This window comes from Enterobacter cloacae complex sp. I2, from assembly GCF_014896205.1.
GTDB lineage: Bacteria > Pseudomonadota > Gammaproteobacteria > Enterobacterales > Enterobacteriaceae > Enterobacter > Enterobacter quasihormaechei.
This window is the reverse complement of the sequence record NZ_JADBRA010000023.1, coordinates 67,763-93,451: the sequence shown is the minus strand read 5'-3', so window position 1 is coordinate 93,451 and position 25,689 is coordinate 67,763. Positions and strand designations below refer to the sequence as shown.

Below are 25,689 nucleotides of genomic sequence, written 5' to 3'. Positions count from 1 at the left end.
GTGGCGTATATTACGCTTTCCTCTTTCAGAGTCAACCCGTTATTTCAGGATTTTTTCTCTTCAACCGACCGGGTTAACTGTGAAGTGATTCACATCCGCCGTGTCGATGGAGGCGCATTATAGGGAGTTCCCGAGCGACCGCAACAGAAAAGTTGCAAAAAAATGACTGACTGCTGTATTCCCCAGCAAAACCCCGCCTTATACCCTTTTACGCACAGAGTTATCCACAATCCATTGACGATCCTTGTGTGATCCACTCAATTGAACACTATACTAGCGGCAAATATTTCTCTCACGGGTCAACATCATGACGACACAGCGACTTCATCGAGACTGGCGTATCCCAACCGCCGGGCTCACCGTGCTGGTGTTGCTTACGGCAGGTTTTGTTCTTCATACTCACTGGAATGCTTTTATACAGTGGTGCCTCGCCACCCAGATCGCCCTGCACCGTTATCTGGTGATGTATCTGCTGCAACTTAATAACCATCAGTACAGCGGTGGGCTGTGGTTGTTAACCGGTGCATTTCTTTATGGCGTACTCCATGCTGTTGGACCGGGGCACGGCAAATTTATCGTCGCCACGTATCTCACTACTAATAAAGAGAGCCAGCTCGCGGCGCGCGTCGTACCGTTTATCGGTAGCCTGATGCAGGGCGTCAGCGCGATCCTCTTTGTCTTTATCCTGGCGGTTGGATTGAACCTCGCGTCAGGGGATATCAGCACCAGCCGTTGGTATGTCGAGAAAATCAGCGCCGTACTGATTGCCGCCTTCGGTGCGTTTATCATCTATCAGGCGCTAAGCAGCCTGCGTCCGCGCAAAATGGCGATTAACGCCATCAAGCCGCTTCACCAGCATGATGAACGCTGTGGCTGCGGCCATCACGGCGTAGGGGTGGATCTGGCAAAAAGCGACTGGAAAACCCGTCTGGGCGTGGTGCTGGCCATTGGCGCACGCCCGTGCAGCGGGGCAATTATGATCCTGATGTTCTCGAATGCGCTCGGCATCGTTAGCTGGGGGATTGCTGCTGTGATGACAATATCGCTGGGCACGGCGCTGTCGATTATGGGGCTATCGCTGGCGGTACGTTATGCCCGTGAACGAACAGTCGCCTGGTTTGGCGGCGGCTCTTCGCTGAACTGGATGGTGCCGATGGTCAAAATTGCCGGAGGGGTTGTGCTGATCCTGTTCGCGACTGTCCTGTTCCTGACGGTGATCCCCATTAGCGCCAACGGGGATTACATCGCCGCAGGATGCTAATAAAAGAAAACCCGCCGGCGGCGGGTTTTTTTATTACTCGTTAATTCTCGGATGCTGGTCAACCAGGCGAGAACGTTTTTTCTGAAGCTCTTCAATCTCTGCGTCTATATCTTCAATCTTCTGCTCTACGTTATCGTAGTGCTCGCGCAGGATCTCCTTCGCTTCCTGAATATCAGACGCCGCAGGCGTTGCCCCTTTCAGCGGACGGTTCGCCGTCTCCTTCATGGTGATGCCGGTAATCAGGCCGATCACTGCGATGACCATCAGATAGTAAGCAGGCATCATCAGGTTCTGCGTGCTCTCCACCAGTGAAGCGGCAAGCGTCGGCGTCAGGCCCGCAATCAGAACGGAGATATTAAAGGCCGCCGCCAGCGCGCTGTAGCGAATATGCGTCGGGAACATTGCCGGCAGCGTAGAAGCCATTACCCCAATGAAGCAGTTAAGGATCACCGCCAGCATCAGCAGGCCGGCGAAAATCAGCCCCAGCACGTTGCTGTTAATCAGGATAAATGCCGGAATAGCCAGCGCGAACAGCGCGACGCTACCGAGAATGATGAATGGCTTACGGCCAAAGCGGTCACTCAGCAGGCCCATAATCGGCTGCACGAACAGCATACCCACCATGATGGCGATAATAATCAGCACGCCGTGATCTTCCGAGTAGTGCAGGTTATGCGACAGGTAGCTCGGCATATAGGTCAGCAGCATGTAGTAGGTCACGTTGGTGGAAATCACCAGACCGATACAGGTCAGCAGGCTGCGCCAGTGTTTGGTCGCAATCTCCTTGAACGACACTTTCGGACCGTCCTGCAACCCTTCGCGGTCGCCCTGCTCCAGCTTTTCAACGTGCTGCTGGAACGCAGGCGTCTCTTCCAGAGCGTGACGCAGGTAAAGACCGATGATGCCCAGCGGCAGCGCCAGGAAGAACGGAATACGCCAGCCCCAGTCGAGGAAGTTCTGTTCACCGACGACGGTCGAGATCAGAACCACAACCCCTGCGCCCATGACGAACCCGGCAATCGAGCCAAAGTCGAGCCAGCTGCCCATAAAGCCACGTTTACGGTCCGGGGAATACTCGGCGACAAAAATCGATGCGCCGGTATATTCGCCGCCAACCGAGAAGCCCTGCGCCATCTTACAGATCAGCAGCAGGATCGGCGCCCATATACCAATGGTCGCATAGGACGGAATAAGGCCGATACAGAATGTACTTATCGACATGATGACAATGGTAATAGCCAGGATCTTCTGGCGACCATATTTATCACCCAGCATGCCGAAGAACAGGCCACCGAGAGGACGAATAAGGAAGGGAACAGAGAACGTACCCAGCGCGGCAATCATCTGCAAGCTGGGATCGGCACCGGGGAAGAACACTTTACCAAGCGCGTAGGCAACGAAGCCGTAGACACCAAAATCGAACCACTCCATCGCATTACCGAGCGAGGCCGCTGTAATCGCTTTGCGCAGTTTTGCGTCATCAATAATGGTGACATCGCGCAGCGTGATGGGTTTTACTTTTTTCCTTCTAAGCATAGCTTTCCTCGTAGACTCAGCCCCGTCCAATTCACAGCGCATTTCAGGCCGTGAACGCGAGATCCGCTCCATGCGAATCTCCTTATTCAAGCGTAGCAGGTTTACTTACATTGACGTTTTATGTCGATACAACCGAACCTGTTGACGCCTGTCTGGGCAGTTAAAGACCTTTTTACCCTACCAGCGTTTATATATGTGATCAACTTCACATATATTTTTCCTGCGCGTAAGTTGGCTTCAGGTTTTGTCAATTCACTATAAATAAGGTCATTCTCATCCCCCTTATCAAACACATCTTAACGCCCGTTATTATTCCTCTTAAAACGAAAAACAATCACATTTCTTCACACCGAATTTACACAAAATTTAATTATTAACAGTGTGGATTCCTGTTTACTTTCAATATGTGACGAAGATAACTAAAACAGTGTTTTATTTTCATTGAATCGCAATTCCAAAGATCGCATGATAAATCCGAACACGATATCTCAACGGCTTTCACATGAAGGAACACGGAAAGCCTAAATGTCGCTTTACAGCATAAGTCACGAATCGATTGCTCCCCGAAAAGGGCAATTTATTGAATTTGTTGATCTATTTTTTGAGATTTCCGCCAGCCACGCGGGCGAGATGTGAGGGTTAATGATGAAGATTAAAGCAACAATAGAACGCATCCCGGGTGGGATGATGCTGGTCCCGCTGGTACTTGGTGCGATATTAAATACGCTGGCCCCGAACACCGGTGCTTATTTTGGTGGTTTTACAAAAGGTATGATTACCGGAACGGTTCCGATTCTGGCAGTCTGGTTCTTTTGTATCGGCGCGTCTATTAACTTGCGTGCAACAGGTACGGTATTACGTAAATCAGGGACGCTGGTCATTACCAAAATCGCGGTTGCCTGGGTCGTTGCCATGATCTGTGCGATGTTCATTCCGGAGAATGGCATTCAGACCGGCTTCTTCGCCGGATTATCCGTTCTGGCCATTGTCTCCGCAATGGATATGACCAACGGCGGTCTTTATGCCAGCCTGATGAATCAATATGGTACCAAAGAAGAATCGGGTGCGTTCGTGCTGATGTCCCTGGAATCGGGTCCGCTGATGACCATGTTGATTCTGGGTTCTGCCGGCCTTGCCTCTTTTGAACCACACCACTTTGTCGGGGCGATCCTGCCGTTCCTGATTGGCTTTGCGCTGGGCAATCTCGATCACGATCTGCGCGATTTCTTCAGCAAAGCCACCCCGGTACTGATCCCGTTCTTCGGCTTCGCGTTGGGCAATACCATCAACCTGAACGTAATTCTGGAAACCGGCCTGCTGGGGATTGTGCTGGGTGTTGCCGTCATCATCATCACAGGTATTCCGCTGATTATCGCAGACCGCGTCATCGGGGGCGGCAACGGAACCGCGGGCGTGGCCGCTTCTTCAGCCGCAGGCGCTGCGGTAGCCAACCCGGTGATTATCGCCCAGATTAACCCGGCCTTTGAACCGGTTGCCGCGTCCGCCACGGCCCTGGTTGCCGCCAGCGTGATTGTGACGGCGATTCTGGTCCCGATCATCACGGCGCTGTACGCCAGACGCTTTGGCCATGTGCCTGAGACCCAGGCAGAACCTAAAGCGGTAGAAATGCACCACTAAGCCGTTCGCCCCCTCCTTAAAAGAGGGGGCAATCACGCACCAAACATCTCTTCCACCATGCCATCCACCAGCCGTTTTGCCGAACAGAGTCTCGGCATGCCCAGCGCCACCGTTTGCCAGCTCTGCGTCACTGACCAGCTTACCGGATGTTTATCCGCCTGACACCAGTCCCCCAGCCAGCCCAGCATACCTTTATATTCCAGCAGGCCAGGAGAGGCGGGCGTGGACAGCCACTGATGGTAAAAATGCCGGGTCGTGGGAGAGGCATTAATCCCCTGGGCCAGATAGTTTGCGGCCATGCTGCGCAGGTTATCTTTCAGCATGGCCGCCACATCGCCATTCGCCAGACGACAGGCATCGCCAAAAGCGCCCCAGCGCAACTCTTCCAGCGCGATAAAGCAGCGGCCAGCCAGCGACCAGCCGTCATACTGCCCGGCTCGCCAGCGGGTAAAAATTTGTTCGCTGTGCTCACCCGCCTGAACTATGAGGCCGCGCTGCGCGAGCGCTTTCTCTTTATAGGCGGCACGCTGGTTGAAACGGGCGGAGAGCGCTTCGTACTGTTGCAACAATCCGGGAGACTGAGAGATGCGTGGATTAATCTGCTGGCGCAGGGCTACCAGCCTGTCTGCCATACGGGTCAGCGCAAGGTGTCCGGGGTCGAGCATACCGACCAGTTTCTCCGCCAGCCCCAGCCGTAGTGCTGCATTTTCGTTGAGCATTCCCGCCATTGCCCACGGCCGCAGCCGGGTCTGCGTAACAATCTCCTGCGTCAAACGCTCACGAAATTGCAGCTGCTGTGGCCCCAGAAGAGAGTGACGTGCAGCATCCGCCCCCTGGACCAAATCGACCATAAATTTTGGATGAATACACTCCAGCGTCCGCCCGGGACCGTCCAGTAGCCGTGTTGTCATGGTTGCTCTGCCGCGAAAAGGGTTTGAATATCATCGCGTAACAGTCGGGTATCTTCCTGAATCCACGCCGCAGTGGTCATACTTTGCTTCAACAACTGGCTAAGCGCTCGGGTTGAGTGCTCATTCTGCTGCCGCACGGCAAGGCTATCACGCAAGCTTTCCTGTAACCCGGTCAGGCATAACGAAAACTCCGCAAAGAACGTTGCCATACCCGCCGTAACAGAGACATCGACCTGCGCGGCCAAAGCTTTACGGATTTGATCGCAAAACTGATCGGTATGCTGCGTAAATTTGCCACGGAGCTGAGCGATGTCGATAACATATCGGGTGCGCGTCACCACGTACTCTTCCCAGCCCCAGCCGGGATGATTGAGCCAGCGCGCGACGGTATCGCGCACGCTGCCCGCCCCTGTTGGCGGAGTGGCGGGAGGGATGTCCTGCACAATGGCATCATTAAACAGGCCGCGCGTATTGAAATTAAGCTGGTTTGCCTGAAACGCCGGAAAGCTAATCCGCGCCCGAAATCCGGCATGACTGAGCTGTTCTTTTATTCGCGTCTCGATGGGGCGCATCGCCTCATTCAGCGATCGGGCCAGCGTGGATTCCAGCTGATCGAAGCGTAACGCCAGCTCCCGGCCAATTTTGCTCTGCGCATCCAGCATAATCCGCTCGCATGACGATCGGATCTTACTCAGCACAATCTGCGCCTGCCCTTCATCGTCAAGCACCAGCTGTTGGATCGCATCCGCGTCGTCTGCACGCAAACGGGCTGGGTCGCCTCCCGCTAAATCAAGAACAGACGGGCGGCTAAAGATGTCGGCCAGCGCCTGGTGAAGCTCACCTTTCTGACGAAGCAGGAATGCGTCCGTTGCGTTGAGCGCCTCTTCTACTTCATGCTGGACTTCATCGCCCACCACGCTCTGCCGCTGATGCAGCATCGCCATATCCTCTTCCAGGCGTGTAATATTCCGCTCCAGCTCATCAAAGGCGACCGTCAGTCCCTGATGGCGAAAATCCAGGTATTCTCTGGCGTTTTGCGCATAATTGAGCAGCTTATGCGAGGCTGACCGCAGCGCGAACAGCGAGGCGTTGGCGTAAGCTGCGTAAATCAATTTACGGATCGGTTGTTCGAACAGCGAATCCTCCCACAGCAGATCCGCCGCGTGGCGAATATGGTCAATATCGTCCAGATCGGCCGTTCGCCAGCGGCGACCCAGCGCAGCCTCGGCAAAATCCTGCACCCAGGGCTGATCCTGATGATCGGGCAGCCGCCCGTGGATGGTCATCTCATAGCGGGCGCGGTTCGCCAGATAGGCCCACATGGACGAGACCGGATAAATTTTCCCTGGAGAGATATTTCCTTTCATCAGCGTGCCGGAAATCATCGCCCGCACCTGCTCTTCATCGTCGCTGTTACGATCTTTCTGGTCGAATTTATTGACCAGGGCATAAAGCGGCACGGATTTCCCCGCCGCCGAAATTGCCTGACGAACCTCTGCATCAGAAATGGATTTAAGCTGGGTATAGTCCATCACCGCCAGCACGGCGGAGGCGCGCGCCAGCTGTTCGCTGAGCATTTTTTGCAGGTGCGGCTGACCGGCCTCGTTCGGCCCCGGCGTGTCGAGCAGCGTCAGTTGCCCCAGGTGCGCATCCAGACCGGCGAGGTGCATAAACTCCACCTCAATCACCGGTATATGTTCAATCGCGGCATACTCAGAAAAAGGAAACTCCACGCCCAGCGCCTGGGAAAGCCGCACCAGATCGTTCAGGCTTTTCAGACAATGAAAGATAGGCTCCGCGCCGAGGTGGTGTTTTTCAAACGCCTCGCCTTTTTCGATGCGCTCCAGCAGCGTATTCATGTCCTTGTCGATCTCCAGCCGCCGCGCCAACTTGCCGCGATCGTTATCGCACAACTTCTTCTGTAGCTGGGAGATCAGGGTATCAATAGGCGAAACGTGCAAAAAATGCAGCACCGGCTCCTTCTGGCCCGGCGTGTGGCGGATCAGCGTGGGAAGTGCCGTCATCGGACGATTGCGGTTCGGCAGTACTTCAGTGCCCACAATCGCATTAATGGTGGTCGATTTCCCCGCCTTCATGGTACCCACAATCGCCAGCACCATTTCGAGGCGGGTTATTTTGCGTAATTCGTTATTCAGCATCGCCTGCTGCGCGTCGACGCCCCGGGCGCTAAAATGTAATGGCAAAACGTTGTTATTAACGCCGCTCATGGCAGCGGCTGTGCTATCCAGCTTTGCAATCGGCATTGATTTTAATGAATCAAGATTGTTCAGCGCGAGCTGTAACAAACGTTCAGCTTCCTGGCTTAATTCAAATATGGTCTGTGTGTGCATGATAAAAGCCTTTCCTTAACGCAAATTTATTACTTTTATTAAGCCACATTGTTTTAATTATACTTTTCAGGCTTATATGATCACGTATGGAAAACATGTTCATTTAATACAACTAACTGAAGGTAATGAGAATTTAAATCCCGACTTGTAATACGTGTAAAACATCCCTCTGGCCAGAAAGCCAAAAGTGAATAGACAAAACGCATTTTCAGGAAACATCAGGATATATCATCGTTATTTACCCACCAAAAAAGAGAGGTATTCCCTGACGCCAAAAGATGTATGGCCTCAGAGAGGGAGATAAATAACGGCTTGTTCCTTCACCTTATCCGAAATGGCCCAGCGTAGCAATTTGCTGTAATAAAATATTCGATATATTTAACATCCCTTCGCTCTCTACCGTTCAGGGCATACGCTTCTTTTTATTCACTGACGGTACGCGTCATCTCTGGCGCGCTGGCGCACTATTTTCCTTAAACAATATCACCGACAAAAGTGGGGATTTGCGTTATACTCGCTGCCTTTTTCGGCATACTGCCGTCATTTAGCTGGCATTTTCCAGCGTGTTAACACTTTTGAGGATACCAACATGCAACTTCCCCACTGCCCGAAATGCAATTCTGAATATACCTATGAAGACAACGGCATGTTCGTTTGCCCGGAATGTGCACACGAATGGAATGATGCCGAGCCAGCGCAGGACGCAGATGCGCTGGTCGTCAAAGATGCGAACGGTAATCTGCTGGCGGACGGCGACAGCGTTACCGTTGTGAAAGATCTGAAGGTAAAAGGCAGCTCCTCCATGCTGAAGATCGGCACTAAAGTCAAAAATATCCGTCTGGTTGAAGGCGATCATAATATTGACTGCAAAATTGACGGCTTCGGTCCGATGAAACTGAAATCTGAGTTCGTGAAAAAGAACTGATTTACCCGCCCGGTGACGCTTCGCTTACCGGGCGTTCGGGAACTACACTTAACGGGCTTTTCCTACGTGAGGTAAAGATTATGCCGTTAAGTCCCTACATCTCTTTCGCCGGTAACTGTGCGGAGGCCACCGCCTTCTATCAGCAGGCCGTCGGCGCAGAACTCCTCTACAAAATCACCTTCGGCGAAATGCCTAAAGACGAAAACAGCGAAGAAGGCTGTCCGTCAGGCATGCAGTTCCCGGATTCCGCCATCGCCCACTCTAACGTCCGCATCGCGGGCAGCGATATTATGATGAGCGACGGGATACCGCCTGGCAGCAGCGCGCAATACGCGGGTTTCACGCTGGTGCTCGACACCCAGGATGTGTCGGAAGGCAAGCGCTGGTTCGACAACCTTGCCGACGGCGGGAATATCGAAATGGCCTGGCAGGAAACCTTCTGGGCGCACGGTTTCGGTACTGTGACCGATAAATACGGCGTGCCGTGGATGATTAACGTCGTTAAATCGTAGGCCGGATAAGCGCAGCGCATCCGGCAACAGCGTCCGGTGGCGCTGCGCTGACCGGGCCTACGGTGATTGTCATCAAATCCCCCTCAACTCTTCAACTTTCCGCAACTGAGACTTAACCCAAATGTCATATTGATGCGCCAGCATGAGGCCACATTTATCGTGAGGCCCAGCACATGCACACTGTCATCCGCGTCGAGAAACTGAGCAAAACCTTCAATCACAACAAGGCGCTGCATGCCGTTGATCTGACCGTCCAGCAGGGCGAAATGGTAGCGCTGCTGGGGCCGTCCGGTTCAGGAAAATCTACCCTTCTGCGCCACTTAAGCGGCCTTATCACCTGTGACAAAACGCCGGAAAGCCGCGTCGAGCTGCTGGGTAACACCGTGCAGCATGCGGGCCGTCTGGCGAGCGATATTCGCAAAAGCCGCGCCCAGACGGGCTACATCTTTCAGCAGTTCAACCTGGTGAACCGCCTGACGGTGCTCGAGAACGTGCTGATTGGCGCGCTCGGCAGCACCCCGTTCTGGCGTACCTGCCTGCGCTGGTTCTCCCCTTCCCAGAAACAAGAAGCCTTACAGGCGCTGACTCGCGTCGGCATGGCGCATTTCGCCCACCAGCGCGTGTCCACGCTGTCCGGCGGGCAGCAGCAGCGCGTCGCCATCGCCCGCGCCCTGATGCAGAAAGCCAAAATCATTCTGGCCGATGAGCCCATCGCCTCGCTGGACCCGGAATCGGCGCGCATCGTGATGGAAACCCTGCGCGACATCAACCAGAACGACGGCATCACCGTGGTGGTGACGCTGCATCAGGTGGATTACGCCCTGCGCTACTGCGAGCGCATCGTCGCCCTGCGTCAGGGCCACGTGTTCTTCGATGGCGCCAGCCACCAGTTTGATAACGAACGTTTTGATCATCTCTACCGCAGCGTAAACCGCGTCGAAGAACGCGCGCAGGCTGCTTAACGCCCCGATAACGAGGAATGGAAATGAACTACAAAACCGTTGCCGCGCTGGCCTTCACCAGCATGTTCAGCATCAGCACCCTGTTAAGCCCGGCGTACGCCGAAGAGCAGGAAAAAGCGTTGAACTTTGGCATCATTTCAACGGAATCACAGCAAAACCTGAAGCCGCAGTGGGAACCGTTCCTGAAAGATATGGAAACCAAACTGGGGATCAAAGTGAACGCCTTCTTCGCCCCGGACTACGCGGGCATCATTCAGGGAATGCGCTTCAACAAAGTGGACATCGCGTGGTACGGCAACCTCTCTGCCATGGAAGCGGTGGACCGCGCCAACGGCCAGGTCTTTGCCCAGACCGTTGCGGCAGATGGCTCCCCAGGCTACTGGAGCGTGCTGATCGTGAACAAAGACAGCCCGATCAACACCCTCAACGACATGATCGCCAAACGCAAAGAGCTGACCTTTGGTAACGGCGATCCGAATTCCACCTCCGGCTTCCTCGTCCCTGGCTACTACGTCTTCGCGAAAAACAACATCTCCGCCAGCGACTTCAAGCGCACGGTGAACGCCGGCCACGAAACCAACGCCCTGGCCGTAGCGAACAAGCAGGTAGACGTTGCGACTAACAACACCGAAAACCTCGACAAGCTGAAGACCTCCGCGCCGGACAAGCTGAAAGCGCTGAAGGTGATCTGGAAATCACCGCTGATCCCGGGCGACCCGATCGTGTGGCGTAAAAACCTCTCCGAAAGCACCAAGGACAAGGTCTACGACTTCTTTATGAACTACGGCAAAACGCCGGAAGAGAAAGCGGTGCTGGCGCGCCTGGGCTGGGCACCGTTCCGCGCGTCCAGCGATTTGCAGCTGGTGCCGATTCGCCAGCTGGCGCTGTTCAAACAGATGCAGGGCGTGAAGGACAACAAAGGGCTCAAGGAAGAAGAGAAAACCAGCAAGGTCTCTGAGCTTCAGGCGCAGCTGGACGATCTCGACCGCCTGACCGCCGCGCTCGGCGCAATGACCAGCGTGAATAAAGCGGTGCAGTAACGCTTTTCGCCCGGTGGCGCTGCGCTTACCGGGCCTACATTTTGGATCGTAGGCCGGATAAGCGTCGCGCTATCCGGCACACAAAGACCCACGGAGTCAAACATGCAAACCATCACCCTCCCGCCGCCGAAGCGCAGCTGGTTCTCGCTCATAAGCTGGGCCATTCTGCTGGCGGTGCTGGTTATCTCCTGGAAAGGCGCAGAGATGGATCCGCTGCTGCTCTTCAAAGATTCCGGCAATATGGCGACCTTCGCAGCCGACTTCTTCCCGCCGGACTTCAGCCAGTGGCAGGACTACCTCGGTGAAATGGCAATCACCCTGCAAATCGCCGTCTGGGGCACCGCCCTCGCCGTCATTCTCTCCATTCCCTTCGGCCTGATGAGCGCCGAGAACATCGTGCCGTGGTGGGTATACCAGCCGATGCGTCGCCTGATGGACGCCTGTCGCGCCATCAACGAAATGGTCTTTGCGATGCTGTTCGTGGTGGCCGTCGGTCTGGGGCCGTTCGCGGGCGTGATGGCACTGTTCATCCACACCACCGGCGTGCTCTCCAAGCTGCTCTCGGAAGCGGTTGAAGCCATCGAGCCCGGCCCGGTGGAAGGCATTCGCGCAACCGGCGCCAATAAAATCGAAGAGATCCTCTACGGCGTCCTGCCGCAGGTGATGCCGCTGCTTATCTCCTACTCGCTGTACCGCTTCGAGTCCAACGTTCGCTCCGCCACCGTGGTCGGCATGGTGGGCGCAGGCGGGATTGGCGTCACGCTGTGGGAAGCGATTCGCGGTTTCCAGTTCCAGCAAACCTGCGCCCTGATGGTGCTTATCATCGTCACCGTCAGCCTGCTGGATTTCCTCTCTCAACGCTTGCGTAAGCACTTCATCTGATAAGCGAGGCTTTGATTGGTATGCACTTATCCAGACATCCGACCAGTTACCCCACCCGCTGGCAAGAGATTGCGGCCAGGCTCGAAGTGGAGCTGCGCACGCATTACCGCTGCGGTGACTACCTGCCCGCCGAGCAGCAGCTTGCCGACCGCTACGAAGTGAACCGCCACACCCTGCGCCGCGCCATTGACCAGCTGGTCGAGCGCGGCTGGGTCCAGCGCCGTCAGGGCGTCGGCGTGCTGGTGCTGATGCGCCCGTTTGACTACCCGCTCAACGCCCAGGCGCGTTTTAGCCAGAACCTGCTCGATCAGGGCAGCCATCCCACCAGCGAAAAACTGCTTTCGGTCCTGCGCCCGGCCTCCCGCCACGTGGCGGACGCGCTCGGGATTCAGGAGGGTGACAACGTCGTACACCTGCGCACGTTGCGCCGGGTCAACGGCGTGGCGGTCTGCCAGATTGACCATTACTTCGCGGACCTCACCCTCTGGCCCGTGCTGCAAAACTTTGCCAGCGGTTCCCTGCATGATTTTCTTCAGGACGCGATGGGTATCGCGCTCAAACGCACCCAGACGCGCATCAGCGCCCGTCGCGCGCAGGCGAAAGAGAGCAAGGTGCTCGAAATTCCCAATATGGCCCCGCTGCTCTGCGTGCGCACCCTCAACCACCGTGACGGCGAGGTCAACGCAACGGAATACTCCGTCAGCCTGACCCGCGCCGACATGATTGAATTCACCATGGAGCACTGAATGCACTTCGACACCTCCACTCGTCAGCGCTGGATGCGCGTGCTGGCCCACAGCCAGCCTGCTGCGCTGGCCGCCCGCATGAACGCTCTCGGCCTGACGCCGGACTACGACACGATCCGCGCGCCGGAGATCGGCCTGGTGCAGATCCAGGCACGCATGGGCGGCACCGGCGAGCGCTTCTTCGCTGGCGATGCCACTCTCACCCGCGCGGTGATCCGCCTTAACAGCGGCACGCTGGGTTACAGCTACGTACTTGGGCGCGACAAAACGCACGCCGAGCGCTGCGCGGTGATCGACGCGCTTTTACAGGAACACCCGCATTTCCAGACGTTAATGGAAACCCTTATTGCCCCGCTGGAAGCTGACCGCGCCGCACGCCTTGCCACGCGTCAGGCCGAAGTGAACACCAGCCGGGTCGACTTCTTTACGCTCGTTCGCGGAGACAACGCATGACGCTTCAACCTGCCTTTACCCTGGCCGTCCAGGATGCCCAACAGAGTTTCCGTCGCCTGCTGAAGGCCATGAGCGAGCCGGGCGTGATCGTCTCCCTGCACCAGCTTTCGCAGGGCTGGCTGCCGCTCAACCTCGCCTCTACCAGCGTGCTGCTGACGCTGGCGGACAACGACACCCCGGTATGGCTGTCAGGCGCATTGCTGAACGATATCGCCAGCCAGAACCTGCGCTTTCACACCAGCGCGCCGCTGGTCGAGCAGCCCCAGCAGGCGGTCTTTGCCGTGGCCGACGAACAGATCAGCCATGAACAGCTTAACGCCCTGAGCGAAGGCAGCGCCGTCGCACCGGAAACCAGCGCCACGCTGATCCTGCAAGTTTCCAGCCTGAGCGGTGGCCGCATGCTTCGCCTGACGGGCGCAGGCATCGCCGACGAGCGGATGGTCGCGCCCCAGCTGCCGGAGTGCATCATCCATGAGCTGACCGAGCGTCCGCACCCGTTCCCGCTCGGCATTGACCTGATCCTGACCTGCGGCGAACGCCTGCTGGCGATCCCGCGGACCACTCACGTGGAGGTGTGCTGATGTACGTTGCCGTCAAAGGGGGGGAAAAGGCGATCGCCGCCGCCCATGCCTTACAGGAGCACAGACGCCGGGGGGATGAAGCGCTTCCCGAGCTCAGCGTCGCCCAGATTGAACAGCAGTTAAATTTGGCCGTCGACCGCGTAATGACCGAAGGCGGTATCGCGGACCGCGAGCTGGCGGCGCTGGCGCTAAAACAGGCCAGCGGCGATAACGTGGAAGCTATCTTCCTGCTGCGCGCCTACCGCACTACGCTGGCGAAGCTGGCGGTGAGCGAGCCGGTGAACACGGCGGAAATGCGTTTAGAGCGCCGCATTTCAGCGGTGTACAAAGACATTCCCGGCGGCCAGCTCCTTGGCCCGACCTACGACTACACCCATCGTCTGCTGGACTTCACGCTGCTGGCGAACGGTGAAGCCCCTCAGCTCAGCGCCTCTGACGCTGAACAAGACGCCTCTCCGCACGTTTTTAGCCTGCTGGCAAACCAGGGGCTGGCGAAGGCGGAAGAGGACACCGGCAGCACACCGGATGACATCACCCGCACGCCACCGGTCTACCCGTGCTCACGCTCGTCCCGCCTGCAACAGCTGATGCGCGGCGACGAAGGGTATCTGCTGGCGCTGGCCTACTCCACACAGCGTGGGTACGGGCGCAACCACCCGTTCGCGGCAGAGATCCGCAGCGGCTATCTCGACATCGACATTGTGCCCGAAGAGCTGGGTTTTGCGGTGAACATCGGCGAACTGCTGATGACCGAATGTGAAATGGTCAACGGTTTTGTCGCGCCAGACAATGGAGATCCGCACTTTACCCGCGGCTATGGGCTGGTGTACGGCCTGAGCGAGCGTAAGGCGATGGCGATGGCGCTGGTTGACCGTGCGCTCCAGGCGCGGGACTACGGCGAGCCAGTCTCCGGCCCGGCACAGGACGAAGAGTTCGTGTTGGCCCACGCGGATAACGTTGAGGCCGCAGGCTTTGTCTCGCACCTCAAGCTGCCGCACTACGTCGATTTCCAGGCCGAACTGGAACTGCTGAAACGCCTGCAACGGGAGCGCGCCAATGGCTAACTTAAGCGGCTACAACTTTGCCTATCTGGATGAGCAAACGAAACGCATGATCCGCCGCGCCATTCTTAAGGCAGTGGCGATCCCCGGCTATCAGGTGCCGTTTGGTGGCCGTGAAATGCCGATGCCGTACGGCTGGGGCACCGGCGGCATTCAGATCACCGCCAGCGTGATCGGCGAAGCGGACGTGCTGAAGGTCATCGATCAGGGGGCAGACGACACCACCAACGCCGTGTCGATCCGCCACTTCTTTAAGCGCGTAACGGGCGTCAACACCACAGAGAAAACCGAGGATGCGACGCTGATCCAGACCCGTCACCGCATCCCGGAAACCCCGCTGACCGAAGATCAGATTTTGATTTTTCAGGTGCCGATCCCGGAGCCGCTGCGCTTTATCGAGCCGCGGGAAACCGAAACCCGCACCATGCATGCCCTGGAAGAGTACGGGATCATGCAGGTAAAACTGTATGAAGACATCGCCCGCTTCGGCCATATCGCCACCACCTACGCCTACCCGGTGAAGGTGAACGGCCGCTACGTGATGGACCCGTCGCCGATCCCGAAATTCGATAACCCGAAGATGGACATGATGCCTGCCCTGCAACTCTTTGGTGCCGGACGTGAAAAACGCATTTACGCCGTACCGCCCTACACCCGCGTCGAAAGCCTCGATTTCGACGATCACCCGTTTACGGTGCAGGAGTGGGACGAGCCGTGCGCCATCTGCGGTTCAAAGCACAGTTATCTGGATGAAGTGGTGCTGGACGACACGGGCAAACGGATGTTTGTCTGCTCCGACACCGATTACTGCCGCCAACAGAGCGAGGCGAACGGCCAATGAAACCGCTGCTTTCGGTTAATAACCTGACTCACCTATATGCGCCGGGCAAAGGGTTCAGCGACGTGTCGTTTGAGCTGTGGCCGGGCGAAGTGCTGGGCATTGTCGGCGAGTCCGGCTCCGGCAAAACCACCCTGCTGAAGTCCATCTCCGCGCGCCTGACGCCGCAGAACGGCGACATTCTGTATGAAGGCAAATCCCTGTACGCCATGAGCGAGGCCGAGCGCCGCCGCCTGCTGCGCACCGAGTGGGGCGTGGTGCATCAGCATCCGATGGACGGCCTGCGCCGTCAGGTGTCGGCGGGGGGCAATATCGGCGAACGGCTGATGGCCACCGGCGCGCGCCACTACGGCAACATCCGCGCCACCGCGCAGCGCTGGCTGGAGGAGGTGGAAATCCCCGCCTCGCGCATCGACGACCTGCCAACGACCTTCTCCGGCGGTATGCAGCAGCGCTTGCAAATTGCCCGCAATCTGGTCACCCATCCGAAGCTGGTGTTTATGGATGAACCGACCGGCGGGCTGGACGTCTCCGTGCAGGCGCGCCTGCTCGACCTGCTGCGCGGCCTGGTGGTGGAGCTGAACCTGGCGGTGGTGATTGTCACCCACGATCTTGGCGTTGCGCGCCTGCTGGCGGACCGTCTGCTGGTGATGAAGCAGGGCCTGGTGGTGGAAAGTGGGCTGACCGACCGCGTGCTCGACGATCCACATCATCCGTACACCCAGCTGCTGGTGTCGTCGGTGTTGCAGAACTGAGGGCGCTGTTGCCGGGTGGCGCTGCGCTTACCCGGCCTACGAACACCGCACCTGTAGGCCGGGTAAGGCGAAGCCGCCACCCGGCAAAACGAATCGCGAGGCCAAAATGATCCACGTTGAAAATGTCAGTAAGACCTTTGTGCTCCACCAGCAAAACGGCGTCCGCCTGCCGGTACTGCAAAATGCCTCGTTAGAGGTCAGCGGCGGCGAATGCGTGGTGCTGCATGGCCATTCCGGCAGCGGGAAATCCACTCTGCTGCGTTCCCTGTACGCCAACTATTTGCCGGACGAAGGCCATATCCATATTTACCATAACAATGAATGGATCGATCTGGTCCAGGCCCCTGCGCGCAAAGTACTGGAAGTGCGCCGTACAACGATCGGCTGGGTCAGCCAGTTCCTGCGGGTGATCCCGCGGATCTCCGCCCTGGACGTGGTGATGCAGCCCCTGCTGGATCTTGGCGTCCCGCGCGAAACCTGCGCCGCTAAAGCCGCCAGCCTGCTGACGCGCCTCAACGTGCCGGAGCGTCTGTGGCACCTTGCCCCGTCGACCTTTTCTGGTGGCGAACAGCAGCGCGTGAACATCGCGCGCGGCTTTATTGTCGACTATCCGATTTTACTGCTGGATGAACCCACCGCCTCGCTCGACGCTAAAAACAGCGCAGCGGTGATGGATCTGATCGAACAGGCCAAAGCGCGCGGCGCGGCGATCGTCGGGATCTTCCACGACGACGCCGTCCGCAATCGCGTGGCGGACAGGCTGCATCCAATGGGGACAAACGTATGATTATCAATAACGTCAGGCTGGTGCTGGAAAATGAGGTCGTGAACGGCTCGGTTGAAGTCCGGGACGGCGTCATCCGCGCGTTTGCCGAAACCCAGAGCCGCTCCCCGGAGGCGATGGACGGCGAAGGCGGCTGGCTGCTGCCGGGGCTGATTGAGCTGCACACCGATAATCTGGACAAATTCTTCACTCCCCGCCCGAAGGTGGACTGGCCCGCCCATTCGGCGATGAGCAGCCACGATGCGCTGATGGTCGCCAGCGGTATCACCACTGTGCTGGATGCGGTGGCGATCGGCGACGTGCGCGACGGCGGCGATCGTCTGGAAAATCTGGAAAAGATGATCAACGCCGTGGAAGAGACGCAAAAGCGCGGCCTCAACCGCGCCGAGCACCGCCTGCACCTGCGCTGCGAGCTGCCGCACCACACCACGCTGCCGCTGTTTGAAAAACTGGTCGGGCGCGAGCCGGTGTCGCTGGTTTCGCTGATGGATCACTCCCCGGGGCAGCGCCAGTTCGCCAACATTGAAAAATATCGCGAATACTATCAGGGCAAGTATTCTCTCAGCGATGCGGAGATGGCGCGCTATGAAGAAGAGCAACTGGCGCTGGCAGCCCGGTGGTCGCAGCCGAACCGCCTCTCCATTGCCGCGATGTGCCGCGACCGGAATATCGCGCTGGCCAGCCATGACGACGCCACGCACGATCACGTACGGGAATCCCACCAGCTTGGCAGCGTGATCGCCGAATTTCCCACCACGTTCGAGGCGGCTGAAGCCTCCCGCAAGCACGGTATGAACGTGCTGATGGGCGCGCCAAACATCGTGCGCGGCGGCTCGCACTCCGGCAACGTGGCGGCAAGCAAACTCGCTTCACTTGGCCTGCTGGATATCCTCTCATCTGACTATTACCCCGCCAGCCTGCTGGACGCGGCCTTCCGCGTCGCGGATGACGAAGATAACCGCTTTACGCTGCCGCAGGCGATCCGTCTGGTGACGAAAAACCCAGCCAGCGCGCTCAACCTTCACGATCGCGGTGAGATTGCCGAAGGCAAACGGGCAGACCTGGTGCTGGCGCACCGTAAGGGCGAGCACATTCATATCGACCACGTCTGGCGTCAGGGAAAAAGGGTGTTCTGATGGGAAGACTCATCTGGTTAATGGGCCCGTCCGGCTCCGGGAAGGACAGCCTGCTGTCGGCGTTACGGCAGCGGGAACATTCACAGCTGCTGGTGGCGCACCGCTACATTACCCGCGCGGCGAACGCCGGGAGTGAAAACCATATCGCCCTGAGCGAGCAGGAGTTTTTTACCCGCGCCGGGCAAAACCTGCTGGCGCTGAGCTGGCACGCGAACGGCTTTTATTACGGCGTCGGCATCGAGATCGACCTCTGGCTGCACGCGGGCTTCGACGTGCTGGTCAACGGTTCACGCGCGCATCTGCCGCAGGCCATAGCCCGGTACGAAGCGGCGCTGCTGCCGGTCTGTTTGCAGGTTTCTCCGGATATTCTGCGCAGCCGCCTGCAAAGCCGGGGGCGCGAAAATGCGCGTGAGATCGACCAGCGGCTGGAACGTGCGGCGCGCTACACCCCATCGGGCTGTCACGTCCTCAATAACGACGGAAGTTTGCTACAGTCAGTCGAGACCTTTTTATCGCTTATTCGCCAGAAGGAGAGACAGCATGCCTGACTGCCAGCTTCGCCCCGCCACCGCCGACGATGCGCAAATTGTTTACGCCCTGATCTGTGAACTGAAGCAGGCAGAGTTCGATCACCAGGCGTTTCACGCCGGATTTCTGGCCAACCTTCAGGATCACAATATGCGCTACCAGCTTGCCGAGCTGGACGGGCAGGTCATCGGCATGATCGGCCTGCACATGCAGTTTCACCTGCACCATGCCCGCTGGATCGGCGAGATCCAGGAGCTGGTGGTGATGCCGCAGGCGCGCGGACTGAAAGTGGGCAGCCAGCTGCTGGCCTGGGCAGAGGACATCGCGAGGCAGGCAGGTGCCGAGCTGACCGAACTTTCCACCAGCGTAAAGCGCGCGGATGCGCACCGTTTTTATGTTCGTGAAGGGTATACGCAAAGCCATTTCCGCTTCACCAAACCGCTGTAGAGGTGCGTTATGAGTCTGACCATCACGTTAACGGGAACCGGAAGCGCGCAGCTGGTGCCGGTGTTTGGCTGCGACTGTGCCGCGTGCCGAAGGGCGCGCTTGCAGGATAATTATCGCCGTCGCCCCTGTAGCGCGGCGGTCAAATTCAACGATGCGGTCACCTTGCTGGACGCGGGTATTCCGCACCTGATGGACGACTGGCCTGCGGGCAGCTTCCAGCAGTTTTTGCTTACCCATTATCATATGGATCACGTTCAGGGGCTTTTCCCTCTGCGCTGGGGCGTAGGCGCCACCATTCCCGTCTACGGTCCGCCAGACGAGGCAGGCTGTGACGATCTGTTCAAACATCCGGGCATCCTGGATTTCAGCCACACGGTCGAGCCGTTCGTGATGTTTGAGCTACAGGGCCTGCGGGTGACGCCGCTGCCGCTCAACCATTCTAAACTCACGTTTGGCTATCTGCTGGAGTCCGCCCACAGCCGCGTGGCGTGGCTGTCTGATACCGCCGGACTGCCGGATAAAACGGTGACGTTTCTGCTTAACAACCAGCCGCAGGCGATAATCATCGACTGTAGCCATGAACCACGTCCGGAGACGCCGCGCAACCACTGTGATTTAAATACGGTGATGGCCCTGAACGAGGTGATTGGCTGTCCGCAGGTGATCCTGACGCATATCAGCCATCAGTTTGACGCGTGGATGATGGATAACCCGCTGCCGGACGGCATTGAAGCGGGATATGACGGGATGGTTTTGGTTCTCGACTGAGTTCTGCCGGGTGGCGGCTGCGCCTTACCCGGCCTGCGCTCCAGGTTTTATAGGCCTGCGTAAGCGAAGCGCCACCAGGCTTTATCCTCGATCGTAGTCATCCTCTAACCGACGCTCATCTTCTTCTAACCGACGCCTGTCGTCATCCAGCTGGCGCTGACGCTCGTCTAAACGCTGGCGTCGATCCTCTAACTGCCGGCGACGATCGTCGTACTGCCGGCTGCCGGTTTGACGGCTGCGATCGTAACGATCGTCGTCATCGTCATTACGGCTGCTGCCGGGGTTATAGGCGTCGTTGATCGCCTGCTGAATATTGCCAATGGCATCATCAATCACATCAGCATACGCCAGCTGGCTGGTTAAAGTCAGCAAGCCAAATAACAGGGCGGTAGAGTAACGTTTCATAAGGCCAGACTCGCAGGTGAACTGGCCTTAAGGTAATGACTGGCTATTGGCGGGAGTAGCGGAGGAATCTCAAATTGCCCTCACCTGCGCCGCGCCGCTCAGGCTTGCCGACATCTTTTTGACGTGACGGAAATTCAATCCACGTCACATCCCTGCCCTTTCGACACGTCAATTTTGACGATTGGCTGTTTTTCGTCAGGGTTTTGCTCCGCAAACGGCCGTAACGTCAGGAAATACCCCTATTAAAAACATGGCATAGATGCTGCATAAAGGGCAGGTAAGAACTGTTTAACGGGAGCAAAGTGATGAAAAAGGTCGTCACGGTTTGCCCTTATTGTGCCTCAGGTTGCAAGATCCACCTGGTGGTCGATAACGGCAAAATCGTCCGGGCGGAAGCGGCGCAGGGTAAAACCAATCAGGGCACGCTGTGCCTGAAAGGGTATTACGGCTGGGATTTTATTAACGATACCCAAATCCTCACGCCGCGCCTGAAAACCCCCATGATCCGCCGCGAGCGCGGTGGCAAGCTGGAAGCCGTCTCCTGGAATGAAGCGCTGGATTATGTCGCCACGCGCCTCAGCGCCATCAAGGCCAAGTATGGCCCGGATGCGATTCAGACCACCGGCTCCTCACGCGGGACGGGGAATGAAACCAACTATGTGATGCAAAAATTCGCGCGCGCCGTTATTGGTACCAATAACGTCGACTGCTGCGCTCGCGTCTGACACGGCCCATCGGTTGCAGGTCTGCACCAGTCGGTCGGTAATGGCGCAATGAGCAATGCCATCAATGAGATAGATAACACCGATCTGGTGTTTATCTTCGGTTATAACCCGGCGGATTCTCACCCTATCGTCGCGAACCACGTGATTCGCGCCAAACAGAACGGGGCGAAAATCATCGTCTGCGATCCGCGCAAAATCGAAACCGCGCGCATTGCGGATATGCACATCGCACTGAAAAACGGCTCGAACATCGCGCTGTTGAACGCGATGGGGCACGTCATTATTGAGGAAAACCTGTATGACCAGGCGTTTGTCGCCACGCGTACGGAAGGGTTTGAAGAGTACCGGAAAATTGTCGAAGGCTACACGCCGGAGTCGGTAGAGTCGATAACCGGCGTGAGCGCGCAGGCGATCCGCCAGGCCGCACGCATGTACGCCGGGGCCAAAACCGCCGCCATACTGTGGGGCATGGGCGTCACCCAGTTCTATCAGGGCGTGGAAACCGTGCGTTCCCTGACCAGCCTCGCGATGCTGACCGGAAATCTGGGTAAAGCGCATGTCGGCGTGAACCCGGTGCGCGGTCAGAATAACGTGCAGGGCGCGTGCGACATGGGCGCGCTGCCGGACACGTATCCAGGCTATCAGTACGTGAAGTACACGGAAAACCGCGAGAAGTTTGCGAAGGCCTGGGGCGTGGAGAGCCTGCCGGAACACACCGGATACCGCATCAGCGAGCTGCCGCACCGCGCGGCGCACGGCGAAGTGCGGGCGGCCTATATCATGGGTGAAGATCCGCTCCAGACCGACGCCGAGCTGTCAGCGGTGCGCAAAGGCTTTGAGGATCTGGAGCTGGTGATCGTCCAGGATATCTTTATGACCAAAACCGCGGCGGCGGCGGATGTGATTCTCCCGTCGACCTCCTGGGGCGAGCATGAAGGTGTCTACACGGCGGCGGACCGCGGCTTCCAGCGCTTCTTTAAGGCGGTCGAGCCGAAGTGGGATTTGAAAACGGACTGGCAGATCATCAGCGAAATCGCCACCCGCATGGGCTACCCGATGCACTACAACAACACCCAGGAGATCTGGGACGAGCTGCGTCATCTCTGTCCGGATTTTTACGGTGCCACCTATGAAAAAATGGGCGAGCTGGGGTATATCCAGTGGCCGTGCCGGGACGAGTCGGAGGCCGACCAGGGGACGTCTTATCTCTTTAAGGAGAAATTCGATACCCCGAACGGGCTGGCGCAGTTCTTCACCTGCGACTGGGTCGCGCCGATCGATAAACTCACTGACGAGTTTCCGATGGTGCTCTCCACCGTGCGCGAAGTGGGCCACTACTCCTGCCGTTCAATGACCGGCAACTGTGCCGCGCTGGCGGCGCTGGCGGACGAGCCGGGCTACGCGCAGATCAACACCGCCGACGCCGAACGGCTCGGTATTGAAGATGAAGCGCTGGTGTGGGTGAACTCGCGTAAGGGCCGCGTCATTACCCGCGCGCAGGTCAGCGACCGTCCGAACAAAGGGGCGGTCTACATGACCTACCAGTGGTGGATTGGCGCCTGTAACGAACTGGTGACGGAGAACCTCAGTCCGATAACCAAAACGCCGGAGTATAAATACTGCGCCGTCAACGTGGAGCCGATTGCGGATCAGCACGCGGCGGAACAGTATGTGATCGACGAATATAACAAGCTGAAGGCCCGACTGCGTGAAAGCGCAATGGGTTAATGCTGTTAAATAATCGCTGACTAAATGGGGTGAGATATTCACCCCATTATTATTTCTGGCACCAATATTAATTACATCTATATATATTTCTGAAGGCGTCTCGCAGAAAAATGTAATTTGCGCGGAAATAAATTACATCTTTGCATTTTAATTCAGAGGGATAAGATATGCGGCGGGTGCTTAAGACTTTCTGTCTTGAGCATTGTTGAGGGACAGAAAGTGGAAAGCCCCGGGAAATTTGCATTTACCCGAGGCTACCCCTCAACTACCAACAGGTTGAGAGTAGCCTCTTATTCTTTTGTTAGCAAGGAGTAAAAGGCATGACGCCATTAAAAACTGCGTTAGGCATCGTCTTTATTATTTGCCTGACGATAGTGATCTTTACCTTTATTACTCGCGATAAGTTATGTGAGTTTTCAATAAAGAGTGAACATCAGGAGGTGGCGGCAAAATTAGCCTGCACCGCGGGCTAACCTCTTCGGGCGGAACGCATGTTCCGCCCGGCTTGTGGGATGCTGAGGTCTTAACGCACCCGTTTTTTTCTTCTGTCGCCGCGATTATACTGCGCGGCGTGTACCCAGATGATAAGAATCCATGAAAATCCTTTTTCTGATGTTGTTCTTTTTAACCGCATTTGCCCATGCCGATGAGATTGGCGGCCAGTATAAAAAGCAGGCTGAAGCGGGCAATGCGCGCGCGCAGTATTATCTCGCTGATACGTACTTCAGCTCCGGTGACAAAATGCAGGCAGCGCTATGGGCCGAGAAAGCCGCGAAAGGCGGTGATGTCGACGCCATGGGGTTACTCTCGCAGATCCTCTTTACGCAGGGGGATTATGCTCAGTCCAAAACGCTGGCGCAGCAGGCCACCATCGCAGGCAGCAAGCGCGGCACAATTATGCTGGCGCGCATTCTGGTGAACACGCAGGCGGGTAAAACCGACTATCCCCAGGCCATCAAGCTCCTGCAATCGGCGACCGAAGATATCGATAGCGACGCGGCGGTGGACGCGCAGCTGCTGCTGGGGCTGATTTATGCCAACGGTGTTGACGTCCCTCAGGATGACGCGCAGGCCGCGTCGTGGTTTAAACGCAGCTCGTCACTGTCACGTACCGGCTATGCGGAGTACTGGGCAGGAATGCTGTTCCAGCAGGGGGAGAAAGGGTTTATCACGCCGAATAAGCAGAAAGCGCTCTACTGGCTAAACCTGAGCTGTACCGAAGGGTTTGATACGGGGTGTGAGGAGTTTGATGCGTTGAGCGGAGAATAACGTGCCGGGTGGCGGCTTCGCCTTACCCGGCCTACAAAACCCGTAGGCCCGGTAAGCGCAACGCCACCGGGCTTAGGATGTTACTGGTCAGCCGTCTTATCAAAACGACCCAGCACCTCGCGTTCATACGCCAGCGCTTTTTTACGGTCGAATTTGTGTTCCCACTTGGAGATAACCAGCACCGCGAGCGCGTTACCCACCACGTTCAGCGCGGTACGCGCCATGTCGAGGATACGGTCCACACCGGCGATGAACGCCAGGCCTTCCAGCGGAATACCCACGCTGCCCAGCGTCGCCAGCAGCACCACGAAGGAGACGCCCGGCACGCCTGCGATGCCCTTTGAGGTCACCATCAGCGTCAGAACCAGTACGATCTCCTGCCACAGCGACAGGTCAATACCGTACAGCTGCGCGATAAAGATCGCCGCAATACTCTGGTACAGCGTCGAGCCATCCAGGTTAAAGGAGTAGCCGGTCGGCACCACGAAGCTCGTTATCGACGCTGGCGCACCGTACGCCTCCATCTTCTCGATAATGCGCGGCAGTACGCTCTCGGAGCTTGCGGTGGAATACGCCAGAATCAGCTCATCCTTCAGGATGCGGATCAGGATCCAGATACTCAGCCCGCACAGGCGCGCCACAATCCCCAGCACCACCAGCGCGAAGAACAGAATGGCGAAGTGCACCAGGAGCACCAGCTTCGCCAGCGGCCACAGGGAGGCAAAACCGAAGTTCGCCACGGTCACGGCGATCAGCGCAAAGACCCCAACCGGCGCATAGCGCATGACCATGTGGGTGACTTTGAACATGGTTTCGGAGATAGAGCGGAACACGGTCACCAGCGGCTCACGGTGCGTTGCCGGCAGGGAGGAGAGCCCCAGACCAAAGAGGACCGAGAAGAAGATGATCGGCAGCATCTCGCCTTTCGCCATCGACGCGATAATGTTGGTCGGCACCAGCGACAGGATCGTGCCCATCAGGCCGTGAGCGTGGCTCTGCACGTCAGCGGTCGTGCTTTGATATTTCGAAATATCCACCGTCGCCAGCTGCGACATATCAATCCCGGAACCTGGCTGGAATACGTTCGCCAGGGTGATGCCAAGAATGATGGCAACCGTGGTGATCACTTCGAAATAGATAATGGTTTTTGCACCGATGCGGCCTAACTGCTTCGCATCACCTACCCCAGCAATACCGACCACCAGCGTCGAGATCACAATGGGCACCACAATCATCTTGATCAGATGAATAAAGATATCACCCGCAGGGGAGAGAAGGTTCGCAATCAGCCACTCGCGGCTGTCGCTATGATAATGGAGGTAACTGCCCAGCAAGATGCCCAGCACAAGGGCCAGCAGGATCTGCCAGGCCAGGCTGACTTTCAAATTTTTCATAGAAACTGACTTCCTCAATGAAATCTCCGCACCAGCAAAACTGCATGAATATG

At 57.3% G+C, this 25,689-nt stretch carries 26 protein-coding genes; 21 read left to right on the top strand and 5 right to left on the bottom strand.

What is annotated here, in order from left to right:
- Window positions 1-307: 307 nt before the first annotated feature.
- A complete protein-coding gene (locus IM300_RS18995; RefSeq protein ID WP_193037794.1) occupies window positions 308-1,261 on the top strand; it encodes a nickel/cobalt transporter in 954 nt (317 codons plus the stop codon).
- A 33-nt stretch (window positions 1,262-1,294) separates the two neighbouring features.
- Here IM300_RS18995 and proP read toward each other — a convergent pair whose 3' ends face one another.
- Entirely contained in the window at window positions 1,295-2,797 is a 1,503-nt protein-coding gene (gene proP / locus IM300_RS18990; protein ID WP_063449819.1) for a glycine betaine/L-proline transporter ProP, read from the bottom strand.
- A 645-nt stretch (window positions 2,798-3,442) separates the two neighbouring features.
- Between proP and kdgT the strand changes: the two genes are divergently transcribed.
- Window positions 3,443-4,435 carry a 2-keto-3-deoxygluconate transporter gene (gene kdgT / locus IM300_RS18985; RefSeq protein WP_063865474.1) on the top strand — a complete coding sequence of 331 codons (993 nt, stop codon included), beginning with the start codon at window positions 3,443-3,445 and terminating at the stop codon, window positions 4,433-4,435.
- 32 nt (window positions 4,436-4,467) lie between these two features.
- Here the strand turns inward: kdgT and IM300_RS18980 are convergent, their stop codons facing one another.
- Window positions 4,468-5,346 (bottom strand): diguanylate cyclase regulator RdcB family protein, encoded by an 879-nt coding sequence (locus tag IM300_RS18980; protein ID WP_193037792.1) that lies wholly within the window; start codon window positions 5,344-5,346, stop codon window positions 4,468-4,470.
- A complete protein-coding gene (crfC, locus tag IM300_RS18975) occupies window positions 5,343-7,697 on the bottom strand; it encodes a clamp-binding protein CrfC (protein ID WP_193037790.1) in 2,355 nt (784 codons plus the stop codon). Before crfC ends, IM300_RS18980 begins: the two co-directional genes overlap by 4 nt.
- Before the next feature lie 589 nt (window positions 7,698-8,286).
- Here crfC and IM300_RS18970 point away from each other — a divergent pair.
- From IM300_RS18970 to phnP, 16 genes are all read left to right on the top strand, one after another.
- A complete protein-coding gene (locus IM300_RS18970) occupies window positions 8,287-8,622 on the top strand; it encodes a zinc ribbon domain-containing protein YjdM (RefSeq protein ID WP_193037788.1) in 336 nt (111 codons plus the stop codon).
- A gap of 80 nt (window positions 8,623-8,702) precedes the next feature.
- A complete protein-coding gene (yjdN, locus tag IM300_RS18965) occupies window positions 8,703-9,134 on the top strand; it encodes a VOC family metalloprotein YjdN (RefSeq protein WP_131637909.1) in 432 nt (143 codons plus the stop codon).
- 173 nt (window positions 9,135-9,307) lie between these two features.
- The gene (gene phnC, locus IM300_RS18960; RefSeq protein WP_063865479.1) at window positions 9,308-10,096 is read left to right on the top strand and encodes a phosphonate ABC transporter ATP-binding protein; all 789 of its coding nucleotides are present in this window, start codon (window positions 9,308-9,310) and stop codon (window positions 10,094-10,096) included.
- Between the two features lie 23 nt (window positions 10,097-10,119).
- Window positions 10,120-11,136: a phosphonate ABC transporter substrate-binding protein gene (gene phnD, locus IM300_RS18955; RefSeq protein WP_193037786.1), complete on the top strand. Its 1,017-nt coding sequence runs from the start codon at window positions 10,120-10,122 to the stop codon at window positions 11,134-11,136.
- A 102-nt stretch (window positions 11,137-11,238) separates the two neighbouring features.
- Window positions 11,239-12,018, top strand: coding sequence for a phosphonate ABC transporter, permease protein PhnE (gene phnE, locus IM300_RS18950; protein WP_032646912.1), 780 nt, complete (start codon window positions 11,239-11,241; stop codon window positions 12,016-12,018).
- Between the two features lie 20 nt (window positions 12,019-12,038).
- Window positions 12,039-12,764: a phosphonate metabolism transcriptional regulator PhnF gene (phnF, locus tag IM300_RS18945; protein ID WP_193037784.1), complete on the top strand. Its 726-nt coding sequence runs from the start codon at window positions 12,039-12,041 to the stop codon at window positions 12,762-12,764.
- Window positions 12,765-13,217: a phosphonate C-P lyase system protein PhnG gene (gene phnG, locus IM300_RS18940; protein WP_193037782.1), complete on the top strand. Its 453-nt coding sequence runs from the start codon at window positions 12,765-12,767 to the stop codon at window positions 13,215-13,217.
- Window positions 13,214-13,798 (top strand): phosphonate C-P lyase system protein PhnH, encoded by a 585-nt coding sequence (gene phnH, locus IM300_RS18935; protein ID WP_028015210.1) that lies wholly within the window; start codon window positions 13,214-13,216, stop codon window positions 13,796-13,798. The genes phnG and phnH overlap by 4 nt, the downstream gene beginning before the upstream one ends.
- A complete protein-coding gene (locus IM300_RS18930) occupies window positions 13,798-14,862 on the top strand; it encodes a carbon-phosphorus lyase complex subunit PhnI (protein ID WP_193037780.1) in 1,065 nt (354 codons plus the stop codon). Before phnH ends, IM300_RS18930 begins: the two co-directional genes overlap by 1 nt.
- Complete coding sequence (phnJ, locus tag IM300_RS18925; protein WP_063449829.1) at window positions 14,855-15,700, top strand: alpha-D-ribose 1-methylphosphonate 5-phosphate C-P-lyase PhnJ; 846 nt, start codon at window positions 14,855-14,857, stop codon at window positions 15,698-15,700. The genes IM300_RS18930 and phnJ overlap by 8 nt, the downstream gene beginning before the upstream one ends.
- Window positions 15,697-16,452 carry a phosphonate C-P lyase system protein PhnK gene (gene phnK / locus IM300_RS18920; protein WP_193037778.1) on the top strand — a complete coding sequence of 252 codons (756 nt, stop codon included), beginning with the start codon at window positions 15,697-15,699 and terminating at the stop codon, window positions 16,450-16,452. Before phnJ ends, phnK begins: the two co-directional genes overlap by 4 nt.
- 106 nt (window positions 16,453-16,558) lie before the next feature.
- Window positions 16,559-17,239, top strand: coding sequence for a phosphonate C-P lyase system protein PhnL (phnL, locus tag IM300_RS18915; protein WP_193032820.1), 681 nt, complete (start codon window positions 16,559-16,561; stop codon window positions 17,237-17,239).
- Entirely contained in the window at window positions 17,236-18,372 is a 1,137-nt protein-coding gene (gene phnM, locus IM300_RS18910; RefSeq protein ID WP_131637918.1) for an alpha-D-ribose 1-methylphosphonate 5-triphosphate diphosphatase, read from the top strand. The genes phnL and phnM overlap by 4 nt, the downstream gene beginning before the upstream one ends.
- Window positions 18,369-18,920 (top strand): ribose 1,5-bisphosphokinase, encoded by a 552-nt coding sequence (gene phnN / locus IM300_RS18905; protein ID WP_107534481.1) that lies wholly within the window; start codon window positions 18,369-18,371, stop codon window positions 18,918-18,920. Before phnM ends, phnN begins: the two co-directional genes overlap by 4 nt.
- The gene (gene phnO, locus IM300_RS18900) at window positions 18,913-19,347 is read left to right on the top strand and encodes an aminoalkylphosphonate N-acetyltransferase (protein ID WP_193032822.1); all 435 of its coding nucleotides are present in this window, start codon (window positions 18,913-18,915) and stop codon (window positions 19,345-19,347) included. The genes phnN and phnO overlap by 8 nt, the downstream gene beginning before the upstream one ends.
- 9 nt (window positions 19,348-19,356) lie before the next feature.
- Window positions 19,357-20,115 carry a phosphonate metabolism protein PhnP gene (phnP, locus tag IM300_RS18895; RefSeq protein ID WP_063865488.1) on the top strand — a complete coding sequence of 253 codons (759 nt, stop codon included), beginning with the start codon at window positions 19,357-19,359 and terminating at the stop codon, window positions 20,113-20,115.
- Window positions 20,116-20,196: 81 nt separating this feature from the next.
- Here the strand turns inward: phnP and yjdP are convergent, their stop codons facing one another.
- Window positions 20,197-20,520 (bottom strand): DDRRRQL repeat protein YjdP, encoded by a 324-nt coding sequence (gene yjdP, locus IM300_RS18890; protein ID WP_193037776.1) that lies wholly within the window; start codon window positions 20,518-20,520, stop codon window positions 20,197-20,199.
- A 305-nt stretch (window positions 20,521-20,825) separates the two neighbouring features.
- On the opposite strand from yjdP, the gene fdhF reads away from it, so the two are divergent.
- The 3 genes from fdhF to IM300_RS18875 all read left to right on the top strand — a co-directional run bounded on the left by fdhF (window position 20,826) and on the right by IM300_RS18875 (window position 24,242).
- A complete protein-coding gene (gene fdhF / locus IM300_RS18885) occupies window positions 20,826-22,973 on the top strand; it encodes a formate dehydrogenase subunit alpha (protein ID WP_193037774.1) in 2,148 nt (715 codons plus the stop codon).
- A 320-nt stretch (window positions 22,974-23,293) separates the two neighbouring features.
- Entirely contained in the window at window positions 23,294-23,446 is a 153-nt protein-coding gene (locus tag IM300_RS18880) for a Hok/Gef family protein (RefSeq protein WP_063865490.1), read from the top strand.
- A 121-nt stretch (window positions 23,447-23,567) separates the two neighbouring features.
- A complete protein-coding gene (locus tag IM300_RS18875; protein ID WP_193037772.1) occupies window positions 23,568-24,242 on the top strand; it encodes a tetratricopeptide repeat protein in 675 nt (224 codons plus the stop codon).
- An 80-nt stretch (window positions 24,243-24,322) separates the two neighbouring features.
- Here the strand turns inward: IM300_RS18875 and gltP are convergent, their stop codons facing one another.
- Window positions 24,323-25,636 carry a glutamate/aspartate:proton symporter GltP gene (gltP, locus tag IM300_RS18870; RefSeq protein WP_102751353.1) on the bottom strand — a complete coding sequence of 438 codons (1,314 nt, stop codon included), beginning with the start codon at window positions 25,634-25,636 and terminating at the stop codon, window positions 24,323-24,325.
- Window positions 25,637-25,689: the final 53 nt, after the last annotated feature.

What these genes read in the sequence shown, in the direction of transcription:
- IM300_RS18995 (WP_193037794.1), top strand. Translation starts at nt 308, where the DNA reads ATGACGACACAGCGACTTCATCGAGACTGGCGTATCCCAACCGCCGGG.
- proP (WP_063449819.1), bottom strand. Translation starts at nt 2,797, where the DNA reads ATGCTTAGAAGGAAAAAAGTAAAACCCATCACGCTGCGCGATGTCACC.
- kdgT (WP_063865474.1), top strand. Translation starts at nt 3,443, where the DNA reads ATGAAGATTAAAGCAACAATAGAACGCATCCCGGGTGGGATGATGCTG.
- IM300_RS18980 (WP_193037792.1), bottom strand. Translation starts at nt 5,346, where the DNA reads ATGACAACACGGCTACTGGACGGTCCCGGGCGGACGCTGGAGTGTATT.
- crfC (WP_193037790.1), bottom strand. Translation starts at nt 7,697, where the DNA reads ATGCACACACAGACCATATTTGAATTAAGCCAGGAAGCTGAACGTTTG.
- IM300_RS18970 (WP_193037788.1), top strand. Translation starts at nt 8,287, where the DNA reads ATGCAACTTCCCCACTGCCCGAAATGCAATTCTGAATATACCTATGAA.
- yjdN (WP_131637909.1), top strand. Translation starts at nt 8,703, where the DNA reads ATGCCGTTAAGTCCCTACATCTCTTTCGCCGGTAACTGTGCGGAGGCC.
- phnC (WP_063865479.1), top strand. Translation starts at nt 9,308, where the DNA reads ATGCACACTGTCATCCGCGTCGAGAAACTGAGCAAAACCTTCAATCAC.
- phnD (WP_193037786.1), top strand. Translation starts at nt 10,120, where the DNA reads ATGAACTACAAAACCGTTGCCGCGCTGGCCTTCACCAGCATGTTCAGC.
- phnE (WP_032646912.1), top strand. Translation starts at nt 11,239, where the DNA reads ATGCAAACCATCACCCTCCCGCCGCCGAAGCGCAGCTGGTTCTCGCTC.
- phnF (WP_193037784.1), top strand. Translation starts at nt 12,039, where the DNA reads ATGCACTTATCCAGACATCCGACCAGTTACCCCACCCGCTGGCAAGAG.
- phnG (WP_193037782.1), top strand. Translation starts at nt 12,765, where the DNA reads ATGCACTTCGACACCTCCACTCGTCAGCGCTGGATGCGCGTGCTGGCC.
- phnH (WP_028015210.1), top strand. Translation starts at nt 13,214, where the DNA reads ATGACGCTTCAACCTGCCTTTACCCTGGCCGTCCAGGATGCCCAACAG.
- IM300_RS18930 (WP_193037780.1), top strand. Translation starts at nt 13,798, where the DNA reads ATGTACGTTGCCGTCAAAGGGGGGGAAAAGGCGATCGCCGCCGCCCAT.
- phnJ (WP_063449829.1), top strand. Translation starts at nt 14,855, where the DNA reads ATGGCTAACTTAAGCGGCTACAACTTTGCCTATCTGGATGAGCAAACG.
- phnK (WP_193037778.1), top strand. Translation starts at nt 15,697, where the DNA reads ATGAAACCGCTGCTTTCGGTTAATAACCTGACTCACCTATATGCGCCG.
- phnL (WP_193032820.1), top strand. Translation starts at nt 16,559, where the DNA reads ATGATCCACGTTGAAAATGTCAGTAAGACCTTTGTGCTCCACCAGCAA.
- phnM (WP_131637918.1), top strand. Translation starts at nt 17,236, where the DNA reads ATGATTATCAATAACGTCAGGCTGGTGCTGGAAAATGAGGTCGTGAAC.
- phnO (WP_193032822.1), top strand. Translation starts at nt 18,913, where the DNA reads ATGCCTGACTGCCAGCTTCGCCCCGCCACCGCCGACGATGCGCAAATT.
- phnP (WP_063865488.1), top strand. Translation starts at nt 19,357, where the DNA reads ATGAGTCTGACCATCACGTTAACGGGAACCGGAAGCGCGCAGCTGGTG.
- yjdP (WP_193037776.1), bottom strand. Translation starts at nt 20,520, where the DNA reads ATGAAACGTTACTCTACCGCCCTGTTATTTGGCTTGCTGACTTTAACC.
- IM300_RS18880 (WP_063865490.1), top strand. Translation starts at nt 23,294, where the DNA reads ATGACGCCATTAAAAACTGCGTTAGGCATCGTCTTTATTATTTGCCTG.
- IM300_RS18875 (WP_193037772.1), top strand. Translation starts at nt 23,568, where the DNA reads ATGAAAATCCTTTTTCTGATGTTGTTCTTTTTAACCGCATTTGCCCAT.
- gltP (WP_102751353.1), bottom strand. Translation starts at nt 25,636, where the DNA reads ATGAAAAATTTGAAAGTCAGCCTGGCCTGGCAGATCCTGCTGGCCCTT.